Below are 20,883 nucleotides of genomic sequence, written 5' to 3'. Positions count from 1 at the left end.
AAAAAATATTTTGGATAAACGAAAAATGATTCTATCTTTGCACCCGCAATGTGCACAGCACGGTACCTTAGCTCAGATGGTAGAGCAATGGACTGAAAATCCATGTGTCCCTGGTTCGATCCCTGGAGGTACCACAACAACCCGAATAGCAATATTCGGGTTTTCTGTTTTTAATACTTTTCTTCCTGATTTATATCGGCACCAACTCCCTAATTTTCCAGAACCTTATCGCAAAGAATAAGCTGCTTTAACAATTTGCCGCTTTTAACAGCTGCAATCGTTGCTACTATTTTTTTTCCGTTTACACAATCTTTTGCTAAACCTCCTACTCTTACAACCGATTCAGGACTTTTACACTTCTTTCTTTTTTAATTTTAACGCAATTAGTAGGATTAAAAAACTACAATTATCCTCATACTTATTTTTCGTTAAAAAAGTATTAAATAAATAAAAAAATATCTTCTATATTCGCAAAACCATAATTTAAAGTTTTATTTTTTATCAAGTGCACAAAGTCTATTAAAGTCTGTTTATGAGCAACACTTCAACAAAGGGTATCTGGAAAGTGATTTCGGCGTCATCAATGGGGACTATGATCGAATGGTATGATTTCTATATTTTTGGAAGTTTAGCGGTCGTAATCTCAACCAAATTCTTTCCCAGTGACAATCCTACTGCTGCATTTCTGTCGACTTTAGCCACTTTTGCTGCCGGATTTGTTGTACGGCCTTTTGGAGCATTGTTCTTTGGAAGACTTGGTGACATCATTGGCCGAAAATATACTTTTATGGCTACTCTGCTATTAATGGGCGGCTCTACTTTTTTAATAGGCTGTATTCCGGATTATAAAACCATTGGCTTTCTTGCTCCTCTATTGGTTTTAATTCTTCGCTTACTGCAAGGCCTTGCCCTTGGAGGAGAATATGGCGGAGCAGCTACTTATGTCGCAGAACACGCTCCTGCTAATCAAAAAGGATATTGGACTTCCTGGATTCAAACTACAGCGACCGTTGGTTTGTTTATTTCTTTAATGGTAATATTAGCAACGAAAAACATTCTTTCGGCCGAGGATTTTGACTCCTGGGGATGGCGTGTTCCGTTTTGGGTTTCTATTGTTATGGTGGGAATTTCGTATTTGATACGTAAAAACATGGACGAATCTCCTGTGTTTGCCAAAGCAAAAAAAGAAGGAACAACAAGCACCAATCCGCTCAAAGAAAGTTTTGGAAACCGATACAACCTGAAGTTTGTTTTACTCGCTTTGTTTGGCGCTACTATGGGACAGGGCGTAGTTTGGTATACCGGACAGTTTTATGCGATGAGCTTTATGAAAACGGTAATGAATGTTGACTCTTCTCAAGTTGATGAATTATTGGGAATTGCCCTATTACTTGGCACTCCGTTTTTTATATTTTTCGGATGGCTGAGCGATAAAATTGGAAGGAAACATATTATGATGGGCGGAATGCTGCTTGCCATTTTATTTTACAGGCCTATCTATAAAACGATGTACAACACTACTGATCTGAGTCACAAAACCGAACTTATTTCCAAAACCACGCAATCGATTGAAATAACAAAAAGTAAAGACTCTATTTACACTACTTATAAAGAATATAGCGACGGCACAGCTTTACTGGAAAAGAAAACACATTTTACAAACAAGAATCAAACTCAAATCAACACCACTGTTACGATTAATTCTGCTGACAAATGGACTTTAATTTTTTTCGTTTTCATCCAGGTTTTATTTGTTACGATGGTGTATGGTCCTATTGCGGCCTTCCTGGTTGAAATGTTTCCAACTAAAATCAGATATACTTCAATGTCCCTACCTTATCACGTAGGAAATGGAATTTTTGGAGGCTTACTGCCTGCAATTTCAACTTATTTTGTCACACACGCTAAAGAGGCCGGCAAACCGGATTTTTATCTTGACGGACTCTGGTATCCTATTATCATTGCCTCTGTCTGCTTTGTCATTGGAATGATTTACATCGATAATAAAAACAAAACGAATCACCTTTAATATTATAACTATGAATACGATCAAACAAATTTTAGGTGTTTTATGGATTATACTTGCTATTGCAGCGGCCTATTTTTGCATTTTTGAATTTGGCTTACCTAAACTGCTTTCCGACAAACAGGATGACTTGGTTTTTGGGACCATTATTCTTTTCATCCTCACACCGTTAATTGTTTTAGGACTGGGAACTTTTGGCTATTTCTCTGTAATCGGAGAGTACAATAAAGGAAAATAAGAGGTGAAAAATGAAAGGGCTGTCTAAAAACAGACAGCCCTTTCGCACCACTAACAAAACCAAAAATCTTTTACTTATCAGTATGTTCTTCGTTTATATCGATAAAATTATTTCTTAATCAGTTTCATTACCTGAGTTAACCCCTTCTGGTCAACCGCTTTTACAAAGTATAAACCTGTTTTCAGATCACTTACGACAAACTGAAAATCCGGATTTCCATTGGTAGTAAAACTTTTTACCAATTGTCCAGAAATCGCATATATCTGAACTTTTGACATTGACACATTTAAGGTAAAATAATTCGAAACCGGATTTGGATACAATCGTACTGAATTTTCTTTTTCGAAATCGGCTATGACTAAACTGGCCTGTTTGTTACCATAAATTCTGAATTCTCCCGCCGGAAGATTTAAGGGCGCATTGATATCGGTAACATTAATAGTAGAGTTGTCCATTAAATTGTACCATGCACCGGCATATTGAAAACCTGTTGGAACATTTTGGGATGTAACATCAAAATTAGCGACAATCAAAACATCTTTTAACTCGGTTGATGATAAAGTACTATTAGTAATTTTTATGTTTACAGACAGTGAATTTGCGTTTGCAATTACAGGATCTCCCAAAAACACAGGCTCTTTTGTTTTTAGCGCAATCATCTTTGCCCAATCGTTGTAAATTTTATTTCGCACTGAATTGCCCAACCAGTTATTTACCCATTGAGGCTGCGGTTTTGCATCTAATTTACAATCACCCGCAACACCATCGAAATCGGTGTTGACCGAATTATCGTTACAGGTAAAAATAGAGTTCTCCCATCCTAATTCTCCAAAATGCCAAATCATTTTTGGCCCCGGAACCAATAGTGAAACTGCTCCAATTGCCGACATTCTGGACAATGCCGTGTCTAGTGTTTTTACATTGTATCCTCCGCCAGAATTTCCGTATTGTATGTTTTTATACATCAAACGTTCTTCATCATGGCTTTCGGCATATCCCATTAATCGGTTGGCTGTAAAACCGTGACTGCTGCTGGCCATTCTTGAAATATTACTCTCACTCGCATACCCCATTGACAATTGATTGTACGGTCCTGTCATTTTCCCCCACATCATTACTCCTTTAGACGGTGTTTCAGCAATTCTGTAATTGGCCCATTCCTTCTCCTCGTTATCAGACCCCAGGTGCTCAAAAATAGTGTAATGTGTAGGGTCGAGACTCCATGAATAATCAGCATATTTCTTTAACACATCTACTCTGTCCTGTTGGTACGCATCAGTACACGCTCCATCAGAAGCTGTACAATTTTGTGTAAATCCTTTGGTCAAATCCCAACGGAAACCGTCAATTTTATATTCTTCGATCCATTGTTTAACCACACGTTCGACATAATTTTGTGTTTTTAAGGCCTGATGGTTAAAATCTTCCCCAACATTATACGCATGTTTGGCAACTGTATTAAAATAAGGATTTTCGGCGGTTGGCGAACCAAAACCGTCTCCGTCAGGATCGTTCATCCACATTCTCACCATAGGATTTCTTCCGAAAGCATGATTTAAAGCAACGTCCAGGATCACAGCGATTCCATTTTGATGACATAAGTCTATGAATTCTTTTAACTTGTCTGAAGTACCGTAAAATTTATCCAAAGCCATATGAAACGAGGTGTTATACCCCCAGCTTTCATTGCCTTCGAACTCCATTACCGGCATTAATTCGATTGCATTTATTTTAAGGTTTTTAAAATAATCCATCCGATCTATTAAACTTTGGTAATTTCTGGCCGCATCAAAATCGCGAACCAAAACCTCATAGACTACTAGTTTTTCTTTTTGAGGTTTTACAAAATTGTTTACCTGCCAATTGTACGGAGTTTGACCGGTTTTCAAAACGGTCACTTCAAATTGCTGTCCTGCCGGATAAACAGGAATGTTAGAATAAGAAGTTGTAGGAATGGAAGGATCATCAAAAGGCGATAACACTAAAGTTGAATACGGATCGGCCGTTTTTACTAAAGATGGGGAATTAGCCAGCGGCGTAGTATCTACCACCCAATATTGATAGGTATAAGTAACTCCCGAAACTAATCCGGTTAATTCCATCCAAAATTTTCCCGAAGCAGGGTCTTTTTTCATGGTGTAGGCCGAAGTTGGCTGCCAGTTATTGAAGCTTCCGGCAACATATACAAAGTCTTTTAAAGGCGCATCCAAAACCAAAGTCGCTTTTGTAGCATCAGTCGAATTGTAGTTAATTCCGTCAACCAAGCCTGTCGGCATTGCCTGCGAAACAGTATTTGGATTTATTACAACCGAAAACTTTTTAACAATCGTAATTCCTGTCTGAGTGATACTCAATTCGTAACTCTGATTGTTAGCAACTCCAACATGAGAATAAGAATAACTTGCAGTGCTTGAATTTGTATTGATAACCGTTCCGTTTGCCTTTAAGGAATAACTTGCTGCACCGTTTGTATTTGTAGCAGCAATATCAAAATTAGATCCCGATGTTATAATTGATGCACTGTTTTCTGTTGGCGAAGTTAGCAAAACCTGAAAACTGCCCACTTCTACTAAAATATCCTGCGATTTTTTATCACCTGTTCCGTTTTTGGCTTTTACTAAAAAACCAATTCTTCCAATTCCTGTGGTACTGAAGTAGGTTGTTGGTGTAATTGTTTTGGTATACGTATCTGTACCCGAATTGTAGGTAAACTTACTTGCCTCGCTTGAAGAATCCCAGGAACCATTATCCGGAGTTCCTTTTTGAGAAGTATCGTTGGTATCAAAAGCCCAGGCCCACATATACAGGGAATGGTCGGTAATTCCCCAGCTGCTTTCATCAACACTTGTGCCGTTAATGGTTATGGTAATTGGTGTAGTCTCTTCAAAAGTTGACGAACTTACGGAGTGACTTATGGTTTGCGTTTGGGCAAAAGTAGCCACAGACCACAAAAATGTGATCAATAGTAAAGTTCTTTTCATAATGTGGTTGATTGGTTAGTTAGTCTGACTAAAAAAGGGCTATCTTACTGATAGCCCTTATATTTATTCTTATTAAAATTAATCTACTGTTATAGTTTTTGCAGCATTATCAATTTTAAAAACTCTGGCACCTGTTGGTCCGGTATATTTGAAATTTTTATCTCCATCATTTGCATTTTGCAATTCAGAGTCAATCGTATAACCTGCATTAGCATAAAACTCAAAGTTACGACTGTTAGCAGCTCCCCAATTACCTCCGCTTGTGAAGTCATTTGCTATAAATTCTCTAAAAGCTTCCCCACTTTTAAGAACAACTGTTACCTGATAAACATCTTTTTTGCCAACTACTAAAGGAAATTCTGTTTCAGCATCTCCATCCCAAGACCATCCTCCAGGTGTAGCTGCTCCAACTAACCAATGAGATGATGCAAGTGGCACATGATAAGGTGTAGCTTTAAAAGTGTAAAAGTTAGAAAACTGTGCTTCTGCACCAGTACCAACGGTAGCTTTAATACGAATATCAACATCATTTTCTTCTTTCTCAACAAAACCTCCATTAACTAAAGCTGAATTTAGTTCTGCCACTGTCAAAGCTCTGTAACGTGCAGTAGTTGTAGTTACTGCAATAGGAGCTGCAAATTTAGTTCCGGCTTTTGCAATTTCAATAGTATAATTTACCACTGTTGGTGTACCATCATATTTGGCATCATTCCAAACCACGGTTGTAGCAACGTTCTTCTCAGTTTCTTTAGAAAGAACAATGATAAAGTTATTCTGAGGTGTTAACAAAACCGGTGCCGTAACAGGCTCTATCACTGGTCTGTTTTCTACATCGTCAGCATTACACGACACAGCTAAAACTCCAATGAATGCGATTAAAATTTTATATATATTTTTCATTTTATTATTTTTTATAAGGTTAGTTAGTATCCTGGATTTTGTTTTAAAGTTGGGTTGGCCTGAATTGTTTTTGCAGGGATAGGCATCAAGTTTCTGAATGCATCTGTTCCACTACCATTTTTAACTCCGCCTTTCCATTGCCAAATTTTAGATCCTCCTGTGAATTTACCAAAACGAATTAAATCTGTTCTTCTATGACATTCCCAGAACAATTCTCTTGCTCTTTCATCTAGAATAAAGTCAAGTGTTAAGTCAGCAGCTGTGATAACACCCGCTCCGGCTCTCCCTCTAATTTTATTTATTAATGCAACCGATGTAGCAATATTTCCTGCTGCCGCACCTCTTACTGTTGCTTCGGCGTACATTAAATATACATCTGACAATCTGTACATTGGAAAATCAGTATCAGGAATATCATTTCTTTGTGCTGCAGTACCGTCTGAATTTACATTCGTAAACTTTGTCACGGCATATCCATTAGTAAACACTCCAAAATCGTCAATGTCTAAAGTTTGTCCATTAGTATAGAAAGTACCTCTTTTATCCGCAGTTGCAGTTGCATCTGGAAATAATTTAACAAACTCTTTTCTTGTTCTAATTCCTGACCATCCGCCATTCATTCCCTGATCAGCAGCATTCATACTTCCTCCGATAGAGGCATGCAAAATAAAACTCATCCCTCCACCGGTAGCTCTAATAGCGTTACCATCTCCAATAATTGGAAAAATAACTTCACTTTGAGCACCATTTCTGTCGTTATTAGCAGAGAACAAGTTTTTATAAGCAACATCTGCAAATTTATAAGCTGAGCCAGTAATAATATCATTACATACAACTGCGGCTTCATTATTTTTATCTACTCCTGTGTATACCTTAGAATTTAAATAAATCTGCGCTAATAAAAATTTAGCAGCTGTTTTATCAATTCTTCCATATTCATTTACTTTTGATGCTACCAAACCACCATCAATATCTTTCAATTCAGATTCTACAAAAGCAAAAACTTCTGTTCTTGTTTTTTGTTGCGGGTAATAAAGACCAACAGGATCTTTCTCCGTCGTAATAGGCACATTACCAAACAAGTCCATTAGATTAACATAAGAGAAAGCTCTTAAGAAACGAGCCTCTGCTCTAAAATTTACAATTTGAGCTTTTAAATTAGCGTCAACACCTCTTTCAGCCAATTTCTCATCTGTTGTTTGTCTTAGAAACTCATTAGCTACACTAATTTCATAAAATGCTCTTGAAAAAATTCCGTATAAGAACTGATTACTAGGGCTCCAGGTTTGTCCGTTTAATGCTGGTAAACCATCATCACTCCAAGCTACAATAGCCTCATCAGTAGGAAATTCCTGCGTTACAAACAATAATCGTAAATAACTGCTAAAATCGCCGCCAAGACCTGAAATATCTGGAGTACCATCTCCATCATTTCCACCTACATACAACCCCGCATACAATTTTGCCAATACTTGTTTGTATGATGCAGGATCCTGAAAAAAGACATCAGAAAGAAATTCATCATCATCCTTTGGCGTTACATCTAAGTCACCCGTACACGAAGTAAGCGTCATGCTTAATCCTAAAATGAATAGGAGAAAATATGATATATATTTAAATGATATTTTCATTTTGTTTATTTTTAAATTTAATTATTCAATGTACTATTAGAAATTCGCATTTACTCCAAACAAGAATGTTCTGGCTCTTGGATAAACATTATTGTCTATTCCGTTAAATTTCTCAGGATCTAAACCTTTGTATTTGGTAATAACAAAAACATTCTGAACTCCCGCTGTGAATCTTAATGAAGCTGCTTTTAATAATGTTTTATCAAAAGTATATCCTACCACAAGATTGTCTAATTTGATAAAAGACGCATCTTTTACGAAATAATCTGAATAATTACGTTGTGTTCCGTTTGAGTTACTTTCTGTAGTAAAACCAGTATTGTAATAATCTGAACTAATATTAGCTAAATCAGATTGTCTTCTTAAACCTGCTTCTAAGTATCCTTTATCAGAACTAACATTATCGTAAATATAATTTCCTAAACTTCCTCTCCAGTTCATTGTAAAATCAAACTTTTTATAATTCACAGTCGTGAACAACCCAAAAGTATAATCTGCTGTTGGTTTATGAAATTTATAACGATCTGCATCTGTTATAGCTCCATCACCATTTCTGTCTGCATAAGCACCCTGAATTGGTTTTTTATTTGCATCATACAATTGCTCAAATACAAAGAACGAATTTGGAGCAAATCCCTGAGAGTGGATTAAAACCTGATTTCCAGTACCTCCTGAAATAACATCTCCAGTAATATAACCTTGGAACCCAGGAACAGTTGTTCCTAAATCAGATATTTTTTGATCGATATAAGTCGCATTCACAGCAACATTCCAGGTTAAGTTATCTGTTTTAACAATATCAGACTGAAGATTAAATTCAACCCCTTTTGTTCTTACACTACCAATATTATTGTATCCCTGGTTTCTAATATTCGCTCCGTCCGGAACTGGAATATCAGCCAAAAGGTCACTTGATTTTTTATCAAAATAATTAATTGTACCTGTAATTCTATCGTGAAGGAATCCAAAATCTACCCCTACGTTCATTTCGGCCAAATCTTCCCATTTGATGTTCGGATTGTACCCTTCAGGTCTGGCAGCTTTATAAATAACTCCATTAAAAAGATACTGAGTATTGATGGTTCCTAAAGTTATTCTTCTTAAGAAATCATATGCAGGCGGAATATCCTGCTGCCCTGTAGTTCCATATCCAACTCTCAATTTTAAACTAGACAAAGTTGCATTATCTTTCAGGAAATCCTCCTCAGCAACATTCCATGCAAAAGCAGCTCCTCCAAAATTACCCCATCTGTTATCTTTAGAAAAACGTGAAGTCCCGTCTCTTCTGTAATTTAAAGTCAATAAATATCTACTGTCATAGTTTAGAGTCAAACGACCAAAATACGATTGTAAATTAACATCCGGATCTGTAGTAACATCTTCTTTTGGATTTGGCTCTTTGGTCTGACCAGAATCATATCCAACTCTTTGAAACAACTGGTAGTTATACCCTGCTGTTGCATCAATCTTAAATTTACCTAAATCTTTATTATAGTTAAAATAAGTATTTAAGTTTTTATTTTGACGGCTGTCAGTATAATGTATATCTCCTCCTAAATTAACCCATTTACCACTGTTGAATACATTTGGCTGATATCCTAAAATACTTTCAGTACTCACTCTTGTGTAACCATTACTGTTAAATTTATCAATACCTCCTTCAACAACAACTCTTAAGTCTTCGAAGAAATGAAATTTATAATCTAATCTAATATTACCCCATTTTCTGGTAGATGTAGCTCTGCGATCGTCCTGATTTAATCTGGCTACAGGGTTTCTTGCAGGCAATAATGGTACATTTCCATTCGGCTCTAACCATTCGAAATAACCTCCATAACGAGATCCTGGCTGATAAACAGGCTGCGTAGGATCAAATCCAATAGCACTATTAATTACCGGACCTTCATCCTGAAATTGATTTTTTCCAAAGGCTAAATTTCCGCTAATATCAATTTTTAAATGATTGTCAAACAACACCGGATTTAACGATATCGATGTCGTAGTTCTTTCAAAAGAAGTGTTTCTTAGAATTCCAGGATTATCAACATTTCCAACAGATAAACGCACTGGTAATTTATCAAATAAAGACCCGCTAACAGAAATATTATTATTGGTTGTCAAGGCTGTATGAAAAATTTCATCCTGCCAGTTCGTGTTTGCCGTACCCAACAAAGCTTTTTGAGCTGCTGTTCCTTTTTCATTTACTAATGCACGATATTGATCTGCACTTAAAACATCTACCGTATTAGCTACCGTATTAATACCAACCTGTGAACTGAAGTTAACTTTCACTCCACCTTTAGTTCCTTTTTTAGTGGTAATAACAATTACACCATTTGCTGCTCTGGAACCATAAATTGCAGCTGCAGATGCATCTTTCAAAACTGTAAAAGATTCGATATCATTAGGATCTATCGTAGACAATATACTTGTTGCACCATTAGGAACCGCGTTACTCATTGGAAGTCCGTCGATTACAATTAATGGCTCATTTGAAGCACTTAATGAAGATCCTCCACGGATTCTGATATCTGCTTTAGCTCCTGGAGCACCACCCCCAACAACATTCACACCAGCAATACGTCCACTGATTAAACTCTCTGGAGTAACGTTAATTCCTTTATTAAATTCTTTGGCAGAAATTTGAGATACAGAACCTGTTGCGTCCTTTTTCTTAACGGTACCATAACCTACTTGTACCACAACTTCTTTAAGCTGATTCGTATCTTCTTCCAGAGAAACGTTTAGTGTTTTTTGACCATTATAAGTTACAGTTGACGTCTTATATCCAATAAATGAAACCAAAATTTTGTCCCCATTTTTTACATTAGATAACATAAATTTACCGTCAAAATCTGTTGATGCTCCGCCCGGAGCACCCTGTACATTTACATTTACTCCCGGGATTGGTTGTCCCGTTGCCAAGTCGGCAACTGTTCCGGTTAAAGTGCTTTGAGCTAGCACCGTAAACGGCAACAAGAGGAATAAAAATAACAACTTTTTGTAAATTGTTTTCATACTTTTTGTTTAAATTAGTTTGAGTTTTTGATTGTTAGTTAAGTTTTTAATTTTACTTCGAATTTCAAAATTAGGAATTAATTAACATGCTCAACCAGTTGCCTTTTTTATAGGTTTACGAAAACGTGGTAGTGTTGAAAACTTTCTATTTTTTGTAATCTTTTAAGTCAAAAATTGTCGATTATAAAAATATAAGATACCTTTATTAACAATTAGATTTTTTTCAAATAACAACTATGAAACGTAAAATAACCCTAAAGCAGATCGCAAAGGAACTTGACGTCTCTATCTCAACTGTATCTAAATCCCTCAGAGACAGCCTTGAGATAGGAGAAGAAACGCGTGCAAAAGTGCAGGCATTTGCAAAGTTTTACAACTACAAGCCCAACAATATTGCCCTTAGTTTAAAAAATCGAAAAACCAAAAGTATTGGTATTATCATTCCGGAAATTGTACATCATTTTTTCTCTACTGTGATCAACGGAATTGAACAGGTAGCCAATGAAAATGGGTATAGTGTTGTCATCTGTTTGTCTGATGATTCATTTGATAAAGAAGTACTGAATATGGAGATGTTGGCCAACGGAAGTATCGATGGTTTTATCATGTCGCTCTCTAAAGAAACGCAATACAAAGGTGACTTTCACCACATTACCGAAGTCATCAATCAGGGAATGCCAGTGGTCATGTTCGATCGCGTCACCAACGACATCTTGTGCGACAAAGTAATTATTGATGATAAAGCTGCTGCCTATGAAGCTGTACAAAGTTTGATAGACAATGGCCGAAAAAAAATCGCTTTGGTCACCACCGTAGATTATGTAAGTGTGGGAAAACTCAGAACCGACGGTTACGAAAAAGCGCTCCTCGACAATGGATTGCCTTTTAATGAGGATTTAATCATCAAAATCGAAGATGTAGACACTTGCGAAATCACCATCAGCCAGCTTTTACATGACCGTGCGTTTGATGCCGTTTTTGCTGTAAATGAGCTTTTTGCCGTGACCATTATCAAAACAGCCAGCAAAATGGGGCTAAAAGTTCCCGAAGATCTTGCTGTAATTGCCTTTACTGACGGAATTATTTCCAAATACTCCACTCCAAGCATTACAACCGTAAGCCAGAGTGGTGAAAAAATGGGTAACAAAGCCGCTAAAATGCTGATCGAAAGACTGGAAGCCGAACACGATGACGACGAAGAAGAAAACGAAAATTACACCACAGAAGTCATTGAAACACATCTTATAAAAAGAGAATCCACTGACTAAAAACCTAAAAATCAATATTTTATAAAGTCTTAAATAACATTTATGACTTTTTTGTTAGCGTATTTAAAAAAATAATTAATACTTTTACGCCTGCTCAAAGCTTTTACTTTTACTTCGAAATAATAAGTAAGTTTTGATAAGCAAAGCGCTTATCGTCTAATTAATTTTTTAATTACGATAATGGAAAAGCGTAAATTAAGTTTCTGGGAAATTTGGAACATGAGTTTCGGTTTCTTGGGAATACAGTTTGGTTTTGCACTGCAAAACGCAAATACTTCAAGAATTTTTGAAACTCTGGGTGCCAAAATTGACGAAATTCCAATTTTATGGATTGCGGCTCCGGTTTCAGGATTAATCATCCAACCCGTAATTGGTTATTTTAGCGATAGAACCTGGACTCGTTTAGGCCGACGCCGCCCCTATTTTTTAATTGGAGCCATCTTGTCTTCTATTGCCTTATTCATCATGCCCAACTCTCCAACTTTATGGATAGCTGCAGGTACTTTATGGATCATGGATGCCTCGATTAATGTTTCGATGGAACCTTTTCGCGCTTTTGTTGGCGACAATTTACCCGAAAAACAACGTACTTTAGGTTTTGCCATGCAAAGTTTCTTTATCGGAACCGGTGCGGTTGTAGGTTCTGTTTTGCCTTATCTTTTTACCAATGTTTTTGGCGTAAGCAATACTGCCGCGGAAGGAATTATTCCGGACTCTGTTAAATGGTCTTTTTATATTGGCGGAATTGTTTTCCTGCTTTCTGTTTTATGGACTGTTTTTAAAACTACAGAATATACACCGGAAGAGCTTCATGCTTTTGAAGTTCAAAGCAAAAAAGACAAGGAGGATCTTATTCTCAATCCCGAAACAGAATCTGAAAGCAACATCAAAAGACAATTGTTTTTAGGAATATTATTGACCGTAATTGGAGCGTTAGTTTCCTTCTTAATTTTCGAAAACAGTCTTGCGAAAGAACTTTACATTCTTTTTATCGGTTTGGTTTTCATGGGGGTATTATTCATGATTGCTTCTCAATTACGAACTTCTAAAGTTCATAATGGTTTTACGATAATCATGACCGATCTATTGAACATGCCAGCCACTATGAAAAAACTGGCCTGGGTTCAGTTCTTCTCCTGGTTTGCCTTATTCTCCATGTGGATTTATACTACACAAGCAGTTACACAGCATATTTTTGGCACAACAGACACTACTTCTAAAGTATACAATGATGCCGCCGACTGGGTTTCGGTTTTGTTTACCGTTTATAACGGAATTGCCGCAGCAGTTGCTTTTTTATTGCCGGTCATCGCCAAAAAAGTAGGCGTTAGAGCAACACATTTATTGGCTTTATGTGCCGGAGGTGTTGGTTTAATCTCTATCTATTTTATTGCTGATAAACAAATGCTGATCCTTCCAATGTTAGGCGTTGGTATTGCCTGGGCAAGTATACTGTCAATGCCCTATGCCATGTTATCCGGAGCTTTACCGGCAGCAAAAATGGGATATTACATGGGCGTTTTCAACTTCTTTGTTGTAATACCGCAAATTGTGGCCGCCACTATCCTAGGATTTGTCATCAAACAATTCTTTCACAACGAACCCATATACGCCTTAATTATCGGAGGAGTATCTATGATATTTGCCGGATTACTTACCCTTAGAGTAAATAGCAGAACTAAAATTGAAATTCATGAATAATAAAAAAGCATTCATCTTCGATCTTGATGGAGTTATCGTTGATACCGCTAAATACCACTTTTTAGCCTGGCAAAAAATTGCAAAGGCCTTAAACATAAATTTTACACACGAACACAACGAATTACTGAAAGGAGTAAGCCGCGTGCGTTCGTTAGACATAATTCTCGAACTGGGAAATGTCCAAGCTTCGCAGGAAGACAAAGACAAATGGCTCATTCAAAAAAATGAAGATTACTTATCTTATTTGGTTGACATGAATGAAAGTGAAATTCTTCCCGGAGTTTTTAAAATTCTGCAACTCTTAAAAGAAAAAAATCAGGGAATTGCATTGGGTTCTGCCAGTAAAAATGCGCGTCCAATTCTCGAGAAAACCGGAATTCTTTCCTACTTCGATGTTATTGTAGACGGAAATGACGTTACCAATGCCAAACCAGATCCGGAAGTTTTCTTAAAAGCGGCTCAATTGCTAAATATTAGCCCGGAGGATGCCATTGTTTTTGAAGATTCAGTTGCCGGAGTTCAAGCCGCCAATATTGGAAAAATGACCAGTATCGGAATTGGTTCAAAAACAATTCTGCACGAGGCACAGTATATCTTTGAGGATTTTACCTCAATGGATATTCAATTCATCAAATCATTAATCGCAAAATAAATCAATCAATCACAAAAATGAATCAAGATTACATTAAACCAGACAATTGGTCCATCATCGAAGAAGGCTTTGATTCTGAAAGAGTAAAATCATCAGAAAGTCTTTTTAGCATCGGAAACGGCGCTATGGGGCAGCGTGCCAATTTTGAAGAAACCTATTCAGGTGAAACTTTTCAGGGAAGTTACATCGCCGGAATTTATTATCCGGACAAAACAAAAGTAGGCTGGTGGAAAAATGGATACCCTAAATATTTTGCCAAAGTACTAAACGCTCCAAACTGGATTGGAATTGACATTCAGATCAACGAAGAAAACTTAGACTTGAACCAGTGCACTGCCGTAAAAAATTTCCGCAGAGAATTGAATATGAAAGAAGGCTGGTACAATCGTTCTTTTGAAGCAACATTAAAAAACGGAACCGAAATTGCCGTAAACATTCGTCGTTTTCTCTCTTTAGATCTGGATGAAACCGGAATTATAAAGTACGAAATCACACCTTTAAACAAAGATGCCAAAATTGTTTACAAACCTTATATCGATGCAGGTGTAACCAATGAAGATGCCAACTGGGACGAGAAGTTCTGGGAACCTCTTGAAGTTAAAAAGGGAGCAAATGAAGCCTTTGTAACCGCACAAACCTTTAAAACGCATTTTAAAGTAACGACTTTTATGCACAATACGATTTTTGCAAACGGAGAAAACGTAAACATTTCGCCTTCAACAATCGATTCAACTGCAGATAAAATTCAATTTACATACGGAACAATAATCGCAAAAGGTCAAACCTCATCGATCCAGAAAATTGGTGGTTATACGGTTTCTTTAAACCATGAAAATACGCTGGTTGCAGCCGAGAAATGCATTAAAACTGCCGTTGCTCTTGGTTATGACACTTTACTTCAAAATCAAATCGGGGCCTGGAGTAAAATCTGGGAAATGTCAGACATTACCATTGATGGTGATGTAAAAGCACAACAAGGAATTCGCTTTAACATCTTCCAGTTAAATCAAACCTATTTAGGAAAAGACAGCCGTTTAAACATTGGACCTAAAGGTTTCACCGGAGAAAAATATGGCGGATCTACTTACTGGGATACTGAGGCTTACTGCATTCCGTTTTACATGGCAACTAAAGATCAGCAGGTGGCTCGTAACTTACTGACCTACCGTTTCAATCAACTGGATAAAGCAATTGAAAATGCCAAAGACAATTTAGGTTTCAAAAACGGTGCTGCTTTGTATCCAATGGTGACCATGAATGGGGAAGAATGCCACAACGAATGGGAAATCACTCACGAAGAAATTCACAGAAATGGAGCGATTGCTTTTGCCATTTACAACTACTATCGTTTCACTGGAGACTATTCTTATATTCCTGAAAAAGGTTTAGAGGTACTGATCGGGATCGCACGTTTCTGGCATCAGAGAGCTTCTTTCTCTAAAGACAAAAATCAATACGTTATTCTGGGCGTTACAGGTCCAAATGAATACGAAAACAATATCAACAATAATTTCTACACCAATTATATTGCAAAATGGTGTATTAATTATACCGAAGAACAAATTAAAAAAGTCGCTGCTGAGTATCCATCAGACCACAAACGAATCATCGAAAAAGTAGCACTTTCGACTACTGAAATCGAGGAATGGAAAAACGTAGCCAATAATATGTATTTCCCAACTTCTGACGAATTGGGTATTTACCTGCAGCAGGACGGTTTCTTAGACAAAGATTTAGTTCCGGTAAAAGACTTAGACCGCTCGCAGCGTCCTATCAATCAAAAATGGTCGTGGGATCGTGTTTTACGTTCGCCTTATATCAAACAAGCCGATGTTTTACAATGTTTCTATTTCTTTGAAGATCATTTCTCTAAAGAAGAATTAAAACGTAATTTTGAGTTTTACGAATCTTTTACAGTTCATGAAAGTTCATTATCGCCATGCGTACACTCTATTCAGGCTGCTGTTTTAGACAAAATGGATATGGCTTATACTTTTTATTTAAGAACCTCCCGTTTGGATCTTGATGACTATAACAAAGAAGTTGAAGAAGGCTGTCACATTACCTCAATGGCCGGAACATGGATGAGTATAGTAGAAGGTTTTGGCGGAATGCGTGTGAAAAACGATCAGCTTCATTTTGCTCCAAAAATCCCAAAAGAATGGAAAGGTTATTCTTTTAAAATTAATTTCAGAAATCAAATTTTAAAAGTAGCTGTAAATCATAACGAAACAACTTTTACGGTAGACGGTGATCAGGATTTGACTATTGTTCTTAATGGAAATCCGGTAACTGCTGATAAATTGTTTCAAACAAATTAACACAACACACTTAAACACTCAAAAACATGAAAAACTTATTTTTCGCAAGTTTAATCCTGTTTGCTTTTAGCTCGATAGCAAAAGCACAACAATTAAAATCACCCGAAGGAAAGTTCGTAATGGAATTTTCGCTTCAAAACGACGGAACTCCAACTTACAATTTAAAATACAAAAATAAAGAGGTTGTTAAAACCAGTAAATTAGGCCTTGAGCTTAAAGACGATAAAAAATCGTTATTGAATGATTTTACGGTTGTCGACACAAAAACAACCACTTTTGATGAGAGCTGGAAACCGGTTTGGGGCGAAGTCGACAACATCAGAAACCATTACAATGAACTGGCTGTAACTTTAAATCAAAAAGGAACAGAAAGACAAATCGTAATCCGTTTCCGTTTGTTTGATGACGGTTTAGGATTCCGATATGAGTTCCCGACTCAAAAGAACCTTACCTATTTTGTAATTAAGGAAGAAAGAACCCAATTTGCAATGGCGGGCGACCACACTGCGTTCTGGATTCCGGGAGATTATGACACTCAGGAATACGATTACACCAAATCAAAATTGTCTGAAATCAGAGGTCTTTCTGAAAAAGCTTATACCGCTAACGTTTCGCAAAAGTCTTTCTCACCAACAGGAGTTCAGACTTCTTTGATGTTAAAAACAAACGACGGAATCTACATCAACTTACACGAAGCCGCTTTGATCAACTATTCTTGTATGCACCTGAATTTAGATGATAAAAACATGATTTTCGAATCATGGTTAACACCGGATGCAAAAGGAGACAAAGGATATATGCAGGCTCCGAGCCACTCGCCATGGAGAACTATTATGGTAAGTGATGATGCCCGAGAAATTCTGGCTTCAAAAATGACTTTAAATTTAAATGATCCCTCAAAAATCGATGATACTTCATGGATTAAGCCTGTAAAATACATTGGTGTTTGGTGGGAAATGATTACTGGAAAAAGCTCATGGTCTTATACCAACGATTTTCCAACCGTGCAATTGGGTGTTTCTGATTTCTCAAAAGCAAAACCAAACGGAACTCACGGAGCAAATAATGCTAACGTAAAGAAATACATTGATTTTGCTGCTGCAAATGGTTTCGATGCCGTTTTAGTAGAAGGATGGAACGAAGGCTGGGAAGACTGGTTTGGACACTCTAAAGATTATGTTTTTGATTTTGTAACACCTTACCCGGATTTTGACGTGAAAGGTTTGCATCAATATGCAAAATCAAAAGGAGTAAAAATCATCATGCATCATGAAACTTCAGGTTCAGTTCGTAACTACGAGCGTCATATGGACAAAGCTTACCAATTCATGAAAGACAATGGATACGATGCTGTAAAAAGTGGCTATGTTGGAGACATCCTGCCTCGTGGTGAAAACCATTATGATCAGTGGATTATAAACCATTATCAATATGCCATCGAAAAAGCAGCCGATTACAAAATTATGGTGAACGCTCACGAAGCAGTTCGTCCAACAGGAATTTGCAGAACATACCCAAACTTAATTGGAAATGAAGCGGCAAGAGGAACAGAATACCAGGCTTTTGGAGGTTCTAAACCAAATCACGTAACCGTTTTACCTTTCACACGTTTAATCGGAGGTCCAATGGATTACACTCCGGGAATTTTCGAAATGGATATCAGCAAAATGAATCCTGATAACAAGTCTCATGTAAACAGTACACTGGCAAACCAACTGGCATTATACGTTACCATGTACAGTCCGTTGCAAATGGCTGCTGATACTCCTGAAAACTACAACCGTTTTCCGGATGCCTTCCAATTTATTAAGGATGTAGCGGTAGACTGGTCTGAAAGTAAATATATTGAAGCTGAGCCGGGTGATTTTATCACTGTTGCCCGTAAAGCAAAAGGAACAAACAACTGGTTCGTTGGAAATGTAAATGGTGAAACTTCACGTACATCAAACATCGATTTCAGCTTCCTTGAAAAAGGAAAAAAATACACAGCAACAATTTATGCTGATGCAAAAGACGCGCATTACAAAACAAATCCGCAAGCTTACACCATCAAGAAAATTGCTGTAACCAATAAATCAAAATTATCTCAGTTGTCTGCTCCTGGCGGCGGTTATGCGATAAGCATTATCGAAACTAAATAATTTTTTCAAAGACAAGTAATTCCCCCAAGATTACTTGTCTTTTTTTAATCTGACATATTTTATCCTAACAGGTTTTAAAAACCATGTAGAAAATCGAACTAAAAATAAAACTATGACAAACCAAAAAACATTACTTATAAATCATTCGATCTATAAATTAATCCTAATAGTTCTATTATTTTCCACTTCCGCGAAAGCGCAAATCCAAAAAACAGAGCCCCCATTTTGGTATGCCGGCATGAAAAATCCGGAATTGCAGATTATGTTCTACGGAAAAGACATTTCACAATACGAGACTTCTGTTTCAAATAATGTGGTGATTAAAAGCGTTGAAAAAACAGAAAATCCAAACTACCTTTTTGTTACCATCGATACGCAAAACCTAAAAGCTTCCGAATTGGTTTTCTCCTTCAAAACCCAAAACAAAGTCGCTTTTACTCAAAAATATACGCTTAAAGAAAGAAGAGCCAACTCGGCAGACCGAAAAAGCTACGATGCATCAGATGTAATGTACCTCATCATGCCAGATCGTTTTGCAAACGGAAATCCGAAAAATGACAGCAATGCCGCTTTAACCGAAAAAGGGAACCGTCAGGATCCAAGTGGCCGTCACGGTGGAGACATCGAGGGAATCATTAAAAACCTGGATTATATCTCGTCTCTTGGTGCAACCACTATTTGGAATACGCCCCTTTGTGAAGACAACGACAAACAGCACTCGTACCATACTTATGCACAATCAGACGTGTACAAAATAGATCCGCGTTACGGAACAAATGAAGATTATGTTCGTCTGTCTACAGAAATACATAAAAAAAACATGAAACTGGTTATGGATTATGTGACCAATCACTGGGGAATTACCCATTGGATGATGAAAGATATTCCAACCAAAACATGGTTCAATCAATTTGAAACTTTTACCCAAACGCACCACAGACGCGAAGTAATTACCGATATTCACGCTTCAAAAATAGATCAGGAAGTTTGCGTCGACGGCTGGTTTGTACCTTCTATGCCTGACTTGAACTTAAGAAATCCTTTAGTAGCAAAATACCTGACTCAAAATGCGATCTGGTGGATTGAATATGCCAATCTTGACGGATTCAGAGTTGACACTTACAATTACTCTGATCCAACTGCAATGGCCAATTGGGCAAAAGCAGTTACGAACGAATATCCTAATTTCAATATTGTTGGAGAAATATGGATGCACAATCAGGCGAACTTAGCTTATTGGCAAAAAGACAGTAAAATTGGTGCGATCGAAAATTACAATTCAAATTTACCAAGTGTGATGGATTTTACGCTTCAAAGTCAGATTAGTTCTGCTTTCAACGAAAATGAACCAAGCTGGGATAATGGATTGATTAAATTCTACAACAATTTTGCAATGGATTATTTGTATCCAAACACCGATAATATTTTAGTTTTTGCCGAAAATCATGACACCGACCGTATCAATCATAATTTTAAATATGATTTAGCAAAATACAAACTAACAATGACTTTATTGGCTACAATTCGTGGAATCCCACAAGTGTATTACGGTTCAGAAATTGGAATGGGCGGTGACAAAAGCAAAGGCGATGCCGACATTCGTCAGGATTTCCCAGGCGGATGGACCGGTGATAAAAACAATGCTTTCACCAAAGAAGGCAGAACGGCTGAACAAGCAAAATATTTTGACTTCACCTCTAAATTATTCAACTGGAGAAAATCAAACGAAGCTGTTCATTTCGGAAAGATGACACATTACATTCCGGAAAACAACACTTATGTTTATTTCAGATATACGGATGCTAAAACTGTAATGGTTGTTTTCAATAACAATGCAAAAGAGCAAGTTTTAAAAACAAACCGTTTTAAGGAAAACGTCAAAACTTTTAAAACAGGTAAAGATGTGATCACCGGAAAAACATTCGATTTAACTTCTGAAATTACTTTGGAACCAAAATCTGCTTTGGTTTTAGAATTGGAATAAAACTTAACCGCAAAGTTCGCAA

Annotated in this window: 12 protein-coding genes and 1 tRNA gene; 9 read left to right on the top strand and 4 right to left on the bottom strand. The window is 37.0% G+C overall.

What is annotated here, in order from left to right; translation table 11 throughout:
• Positions 1-61: 61 nt before the first annotated feature.
• From AC3IS6_RS07100 to AC3IS6_RS07090, 3 genes are all read left to right on the top strand, one after another.
• A tRNA-Phe gene (locus tag AC3IS6_RS07100) sits at positions 62-134 on the top strand.
• A 398-nt stretch (positions 135-532) separates the two neighbouring features.
• On the top strand, positions 533-2,029 hold the full coding sequence (locus tag AC3IS6_RS07095) for an MFS transporter (protein ID WP_489164265.1): 1,497 nt from the start codon (positions 533-535) through the stop codon (positions 2,027-2,029).
• Between the two features lie 10 nt (positions 2,030-2,039).
• Positions 2,040-2,264, top strand: a complete 225-nt coding sequence (locus tag AC3IS6_RS07090; RefSeq protein ID WP_173967121.1) for a DUF6814 family protein — start codon at positions 2,040-2,042, stop codon at positions 2,262-2,264.
• A gap of 107 nt (positions 2,265-2,371) precedes the next feature.
• On the opposite strand, the gene AC3IS6_RS07085 is transcribed toward AC3IS6_RS07090, so the two are convergent.
• The 4 genes from AC3IS6_RS07085 to AC3IS6_RS07070 form a co-directional block, all read right to left on the bottom strand.
• Complete coding sequence (locus AC3IS6_RS07085) at positions 2,372-5,245, bottom strand: alpha-amylase family glycosyl hydrolase (protein WP_489164264.1); 2,874 nt, start codon at positions 5,243-5,245, stop codon at positions 2,372-2,374.
• Between the two features lie 78 nt (positions 5,246-5,323).
• Positions 5,324-6,145, bottom strand: coding sequence for a SusE domain-containing protein (locus tag AC3IS6_RS07080; protein ID WP_489164263.1), 822 nt, complete (start codon positions 6,143-6,145; stop codon positions 5,324-5,326).
• Positions 6,146-6,168: 23 nt separating this feature from the next.
• Positions 6,169-7,776, bottom strand: a complete 1,608-nt coding sequence (locus AC3IS6_RS07075; protein ID WP_395338167.1) for a RagB/SusD family nutrient uptake outer membrane protein — start codon at positions 7,774-7,776, stop codon at positions 6,169-6,171.
• A 36-nt stretch (positions 7,777-7,812) separates the two neighbouring features.
• Complete coding sequence (locus tag AC3IS6_RS07070; RefSeq protein ID WP_489164262.1) at positions 7,813-10,794, bottom strand: SusC/RagA family TonB-linked outer membrane protein; 2,982 nt, start codon at positions 10,792-10,794, stop codon at positions 7,813-7,815.
• A gap of 236 nt (positions 10,795-11,030) precedes the next feature.
• Here AC3IS6_RS07070 and AC3IS6_RS07065 point away from each other — a divergent pair, with 236 nt between their 5' ends.
• From AC3IS6_RS07065 to AC3IS6_RS07040, 6 genes are all read left to right on the top strand, one after another.
• Positions 11,031-12,062 (top strand): LacI family DNA-binding transcriptional regulator, encoded by a 1,032-nt coding sequence (locus AC3IS6_RS07065; RefSeq protein ID WP_489164261.1) that lies wholly within the window; start codon positions 11,031-11,033, stop codon positions 12,060-12,062.
• A gap of 180 nt (positions 12,063-12,242) precedes the next feature.
• Positions 12,243-13,763, top strand: coding sequence for an MFS transporter (locus AC3IS6_RS07060; protein ID WP_489164260.1), 1,521 nt, complete (start codon positions 12,243-12,245; stop codon positions 13,761-13,763).
• Positions 13,756-14,415, top strand: coding sequence for a beta-phosphoglucomutase (gene pgmB / locus AC3IS6_RS07055; protein WP_489164259.1), 660 nt, complete (start codon positions 13,756-13,758; stop codon positions 14,413-14,415). The genes AC3IS6_RS07060 and pgmB overlap by 8 nt, the downstream gene beginning before the upstream one ends.
• A 17-nt stretch (positions 14,416-14,432) precedes the next feature.
• On the top strand, positions 14,433-16,736 hold the full coding sequence (locus AC3IS6_RS07050; RefSeq protein ID WP_489164258.1) for a glycoside hydrolase family 65 protein: 2,304 nt from the start codon (positions 14,433-14,435) through the stop codon (positions 16,734-16,736).
• Between the two features lie 26 nt (positions 16,737-16,762).
• Positions 16,763-18,877, top strand: coding sequence for a glycoside hydrolase family 97 protein (locus AC3IS6_RS07045; protein WP_489164257.1), 2,115 nt, complete (start codon positions 16,763-16,765; stop codon positions 18,875-18,877).
• Between the two features lie 112 nt (positions 18,878-18,989).
• Positions 18,990-20,861 carry a glycoside hydrolase family 13 protein gene (locus AC3IS6_RS07040; RefSeq protein ID WP_489164256.1) on the top strand — a complete coding sequence of 624 codons (1,872 nt, stop codon included), beginning with the start codon at positions 18,990-18,992 and terminating at the stop codon, positions 20,859-20,861.
• Positions 20,862-20,883: the final 22 nt, after the last annotated feature.

It is taken from the genome of Flavobacterium sp. KH_035, assembly GCF_057839565.1.
The sequence above is the reverse complement of the archived record's forward strand: the minus strand, read 5'-3'. Positions and strand labels throughout refer to the sequence as shown.

Bases quoted from the DNA above. Each gene is read 5' to 3' on its own strand.
- AC3IS6_RS07095 (WP_489164265.1), top strand. From the start codon at position 533: ATGAGCAACACTTCAACAAAGGGTATCTGGAAAGTGATTTCGGCGTCA.
- AC3IS6_RS07090 (WP_173967121.1), top strand. From the start codon at position 2,040: ATGAATACGATCAAACAAATTTTAGGTGTTTTATGGATTATACTTGCT.
- AC3IS6_RS07085 (WP_489164264.1), bottom strand. From the start codon at position 5,245: ATGAAAAGAACTTTACTATTGATCACATTTTTGTGGTCTGTGGCTACT.
- AC3IS6_RS07080 (WP_489164263.1), bottom strand. From the start codon at position 6,145: ATGAAAAATATATATAAAATTTTAATCGCATTCATTGGAGTTTTAGCT.
- AC3IS6_RS07075 (WP_395338167.1), bottom strand. From the start codon at position 7,776: ATGAAAATATCATTTAAATATATATCATATTTTCTCCTATTCATTTTA.
- AC3IS6_RS07070 (WP_489164262.1), bottom strand. From the start codon at position 10,794: ATGAAAACAATTTACAAAAAGTTGTTATTTTTATTCCTCTTGTTGCCG.
- AC3IS6_RS07065 (WP_489164261.1), top strand. From the start codon at position 11,031: ATGAAACGTAAAATAACCCTAAAGCAGATCGCAAAGGAACTTGACGTC.
- AC3IS6_RS07060 (WP_489164260.1), top strand. From the start codon at position 12,243: ATGGAAAAGCGTAAATTAAGTTTCTGGGAAATTTGGAACATGAGTTTC.
- pgmB (WP_489164259.1), top strand. From the start codon at position 13,756: ATGAATAATAAAAAAGCATTCATCTTCGATCTTGATGGAGTTATCGTT.
- AC3IS6_RS07050 (WP_489164258.1), top strand. From the start codon at position 14,433: ATGAATCAAGATTACATTAAACCAGACAATTGGTCCATCATCGAAGAA.
- AC3IS6_RS07045 (WP_489164257.1), top strand. From the start codon at position 16,763: ATGAAAAACTTATTTTTCGCAAGTTTAATCCTGTTTGCTTTTAGCTCG.
- AC3IS6_RS07040 (WP_489164256.1), top strand. From the start codon at position 18,990: ATGACAAACCAAAAAACATTACTTATAAATCATTCGATCTATAAATTA.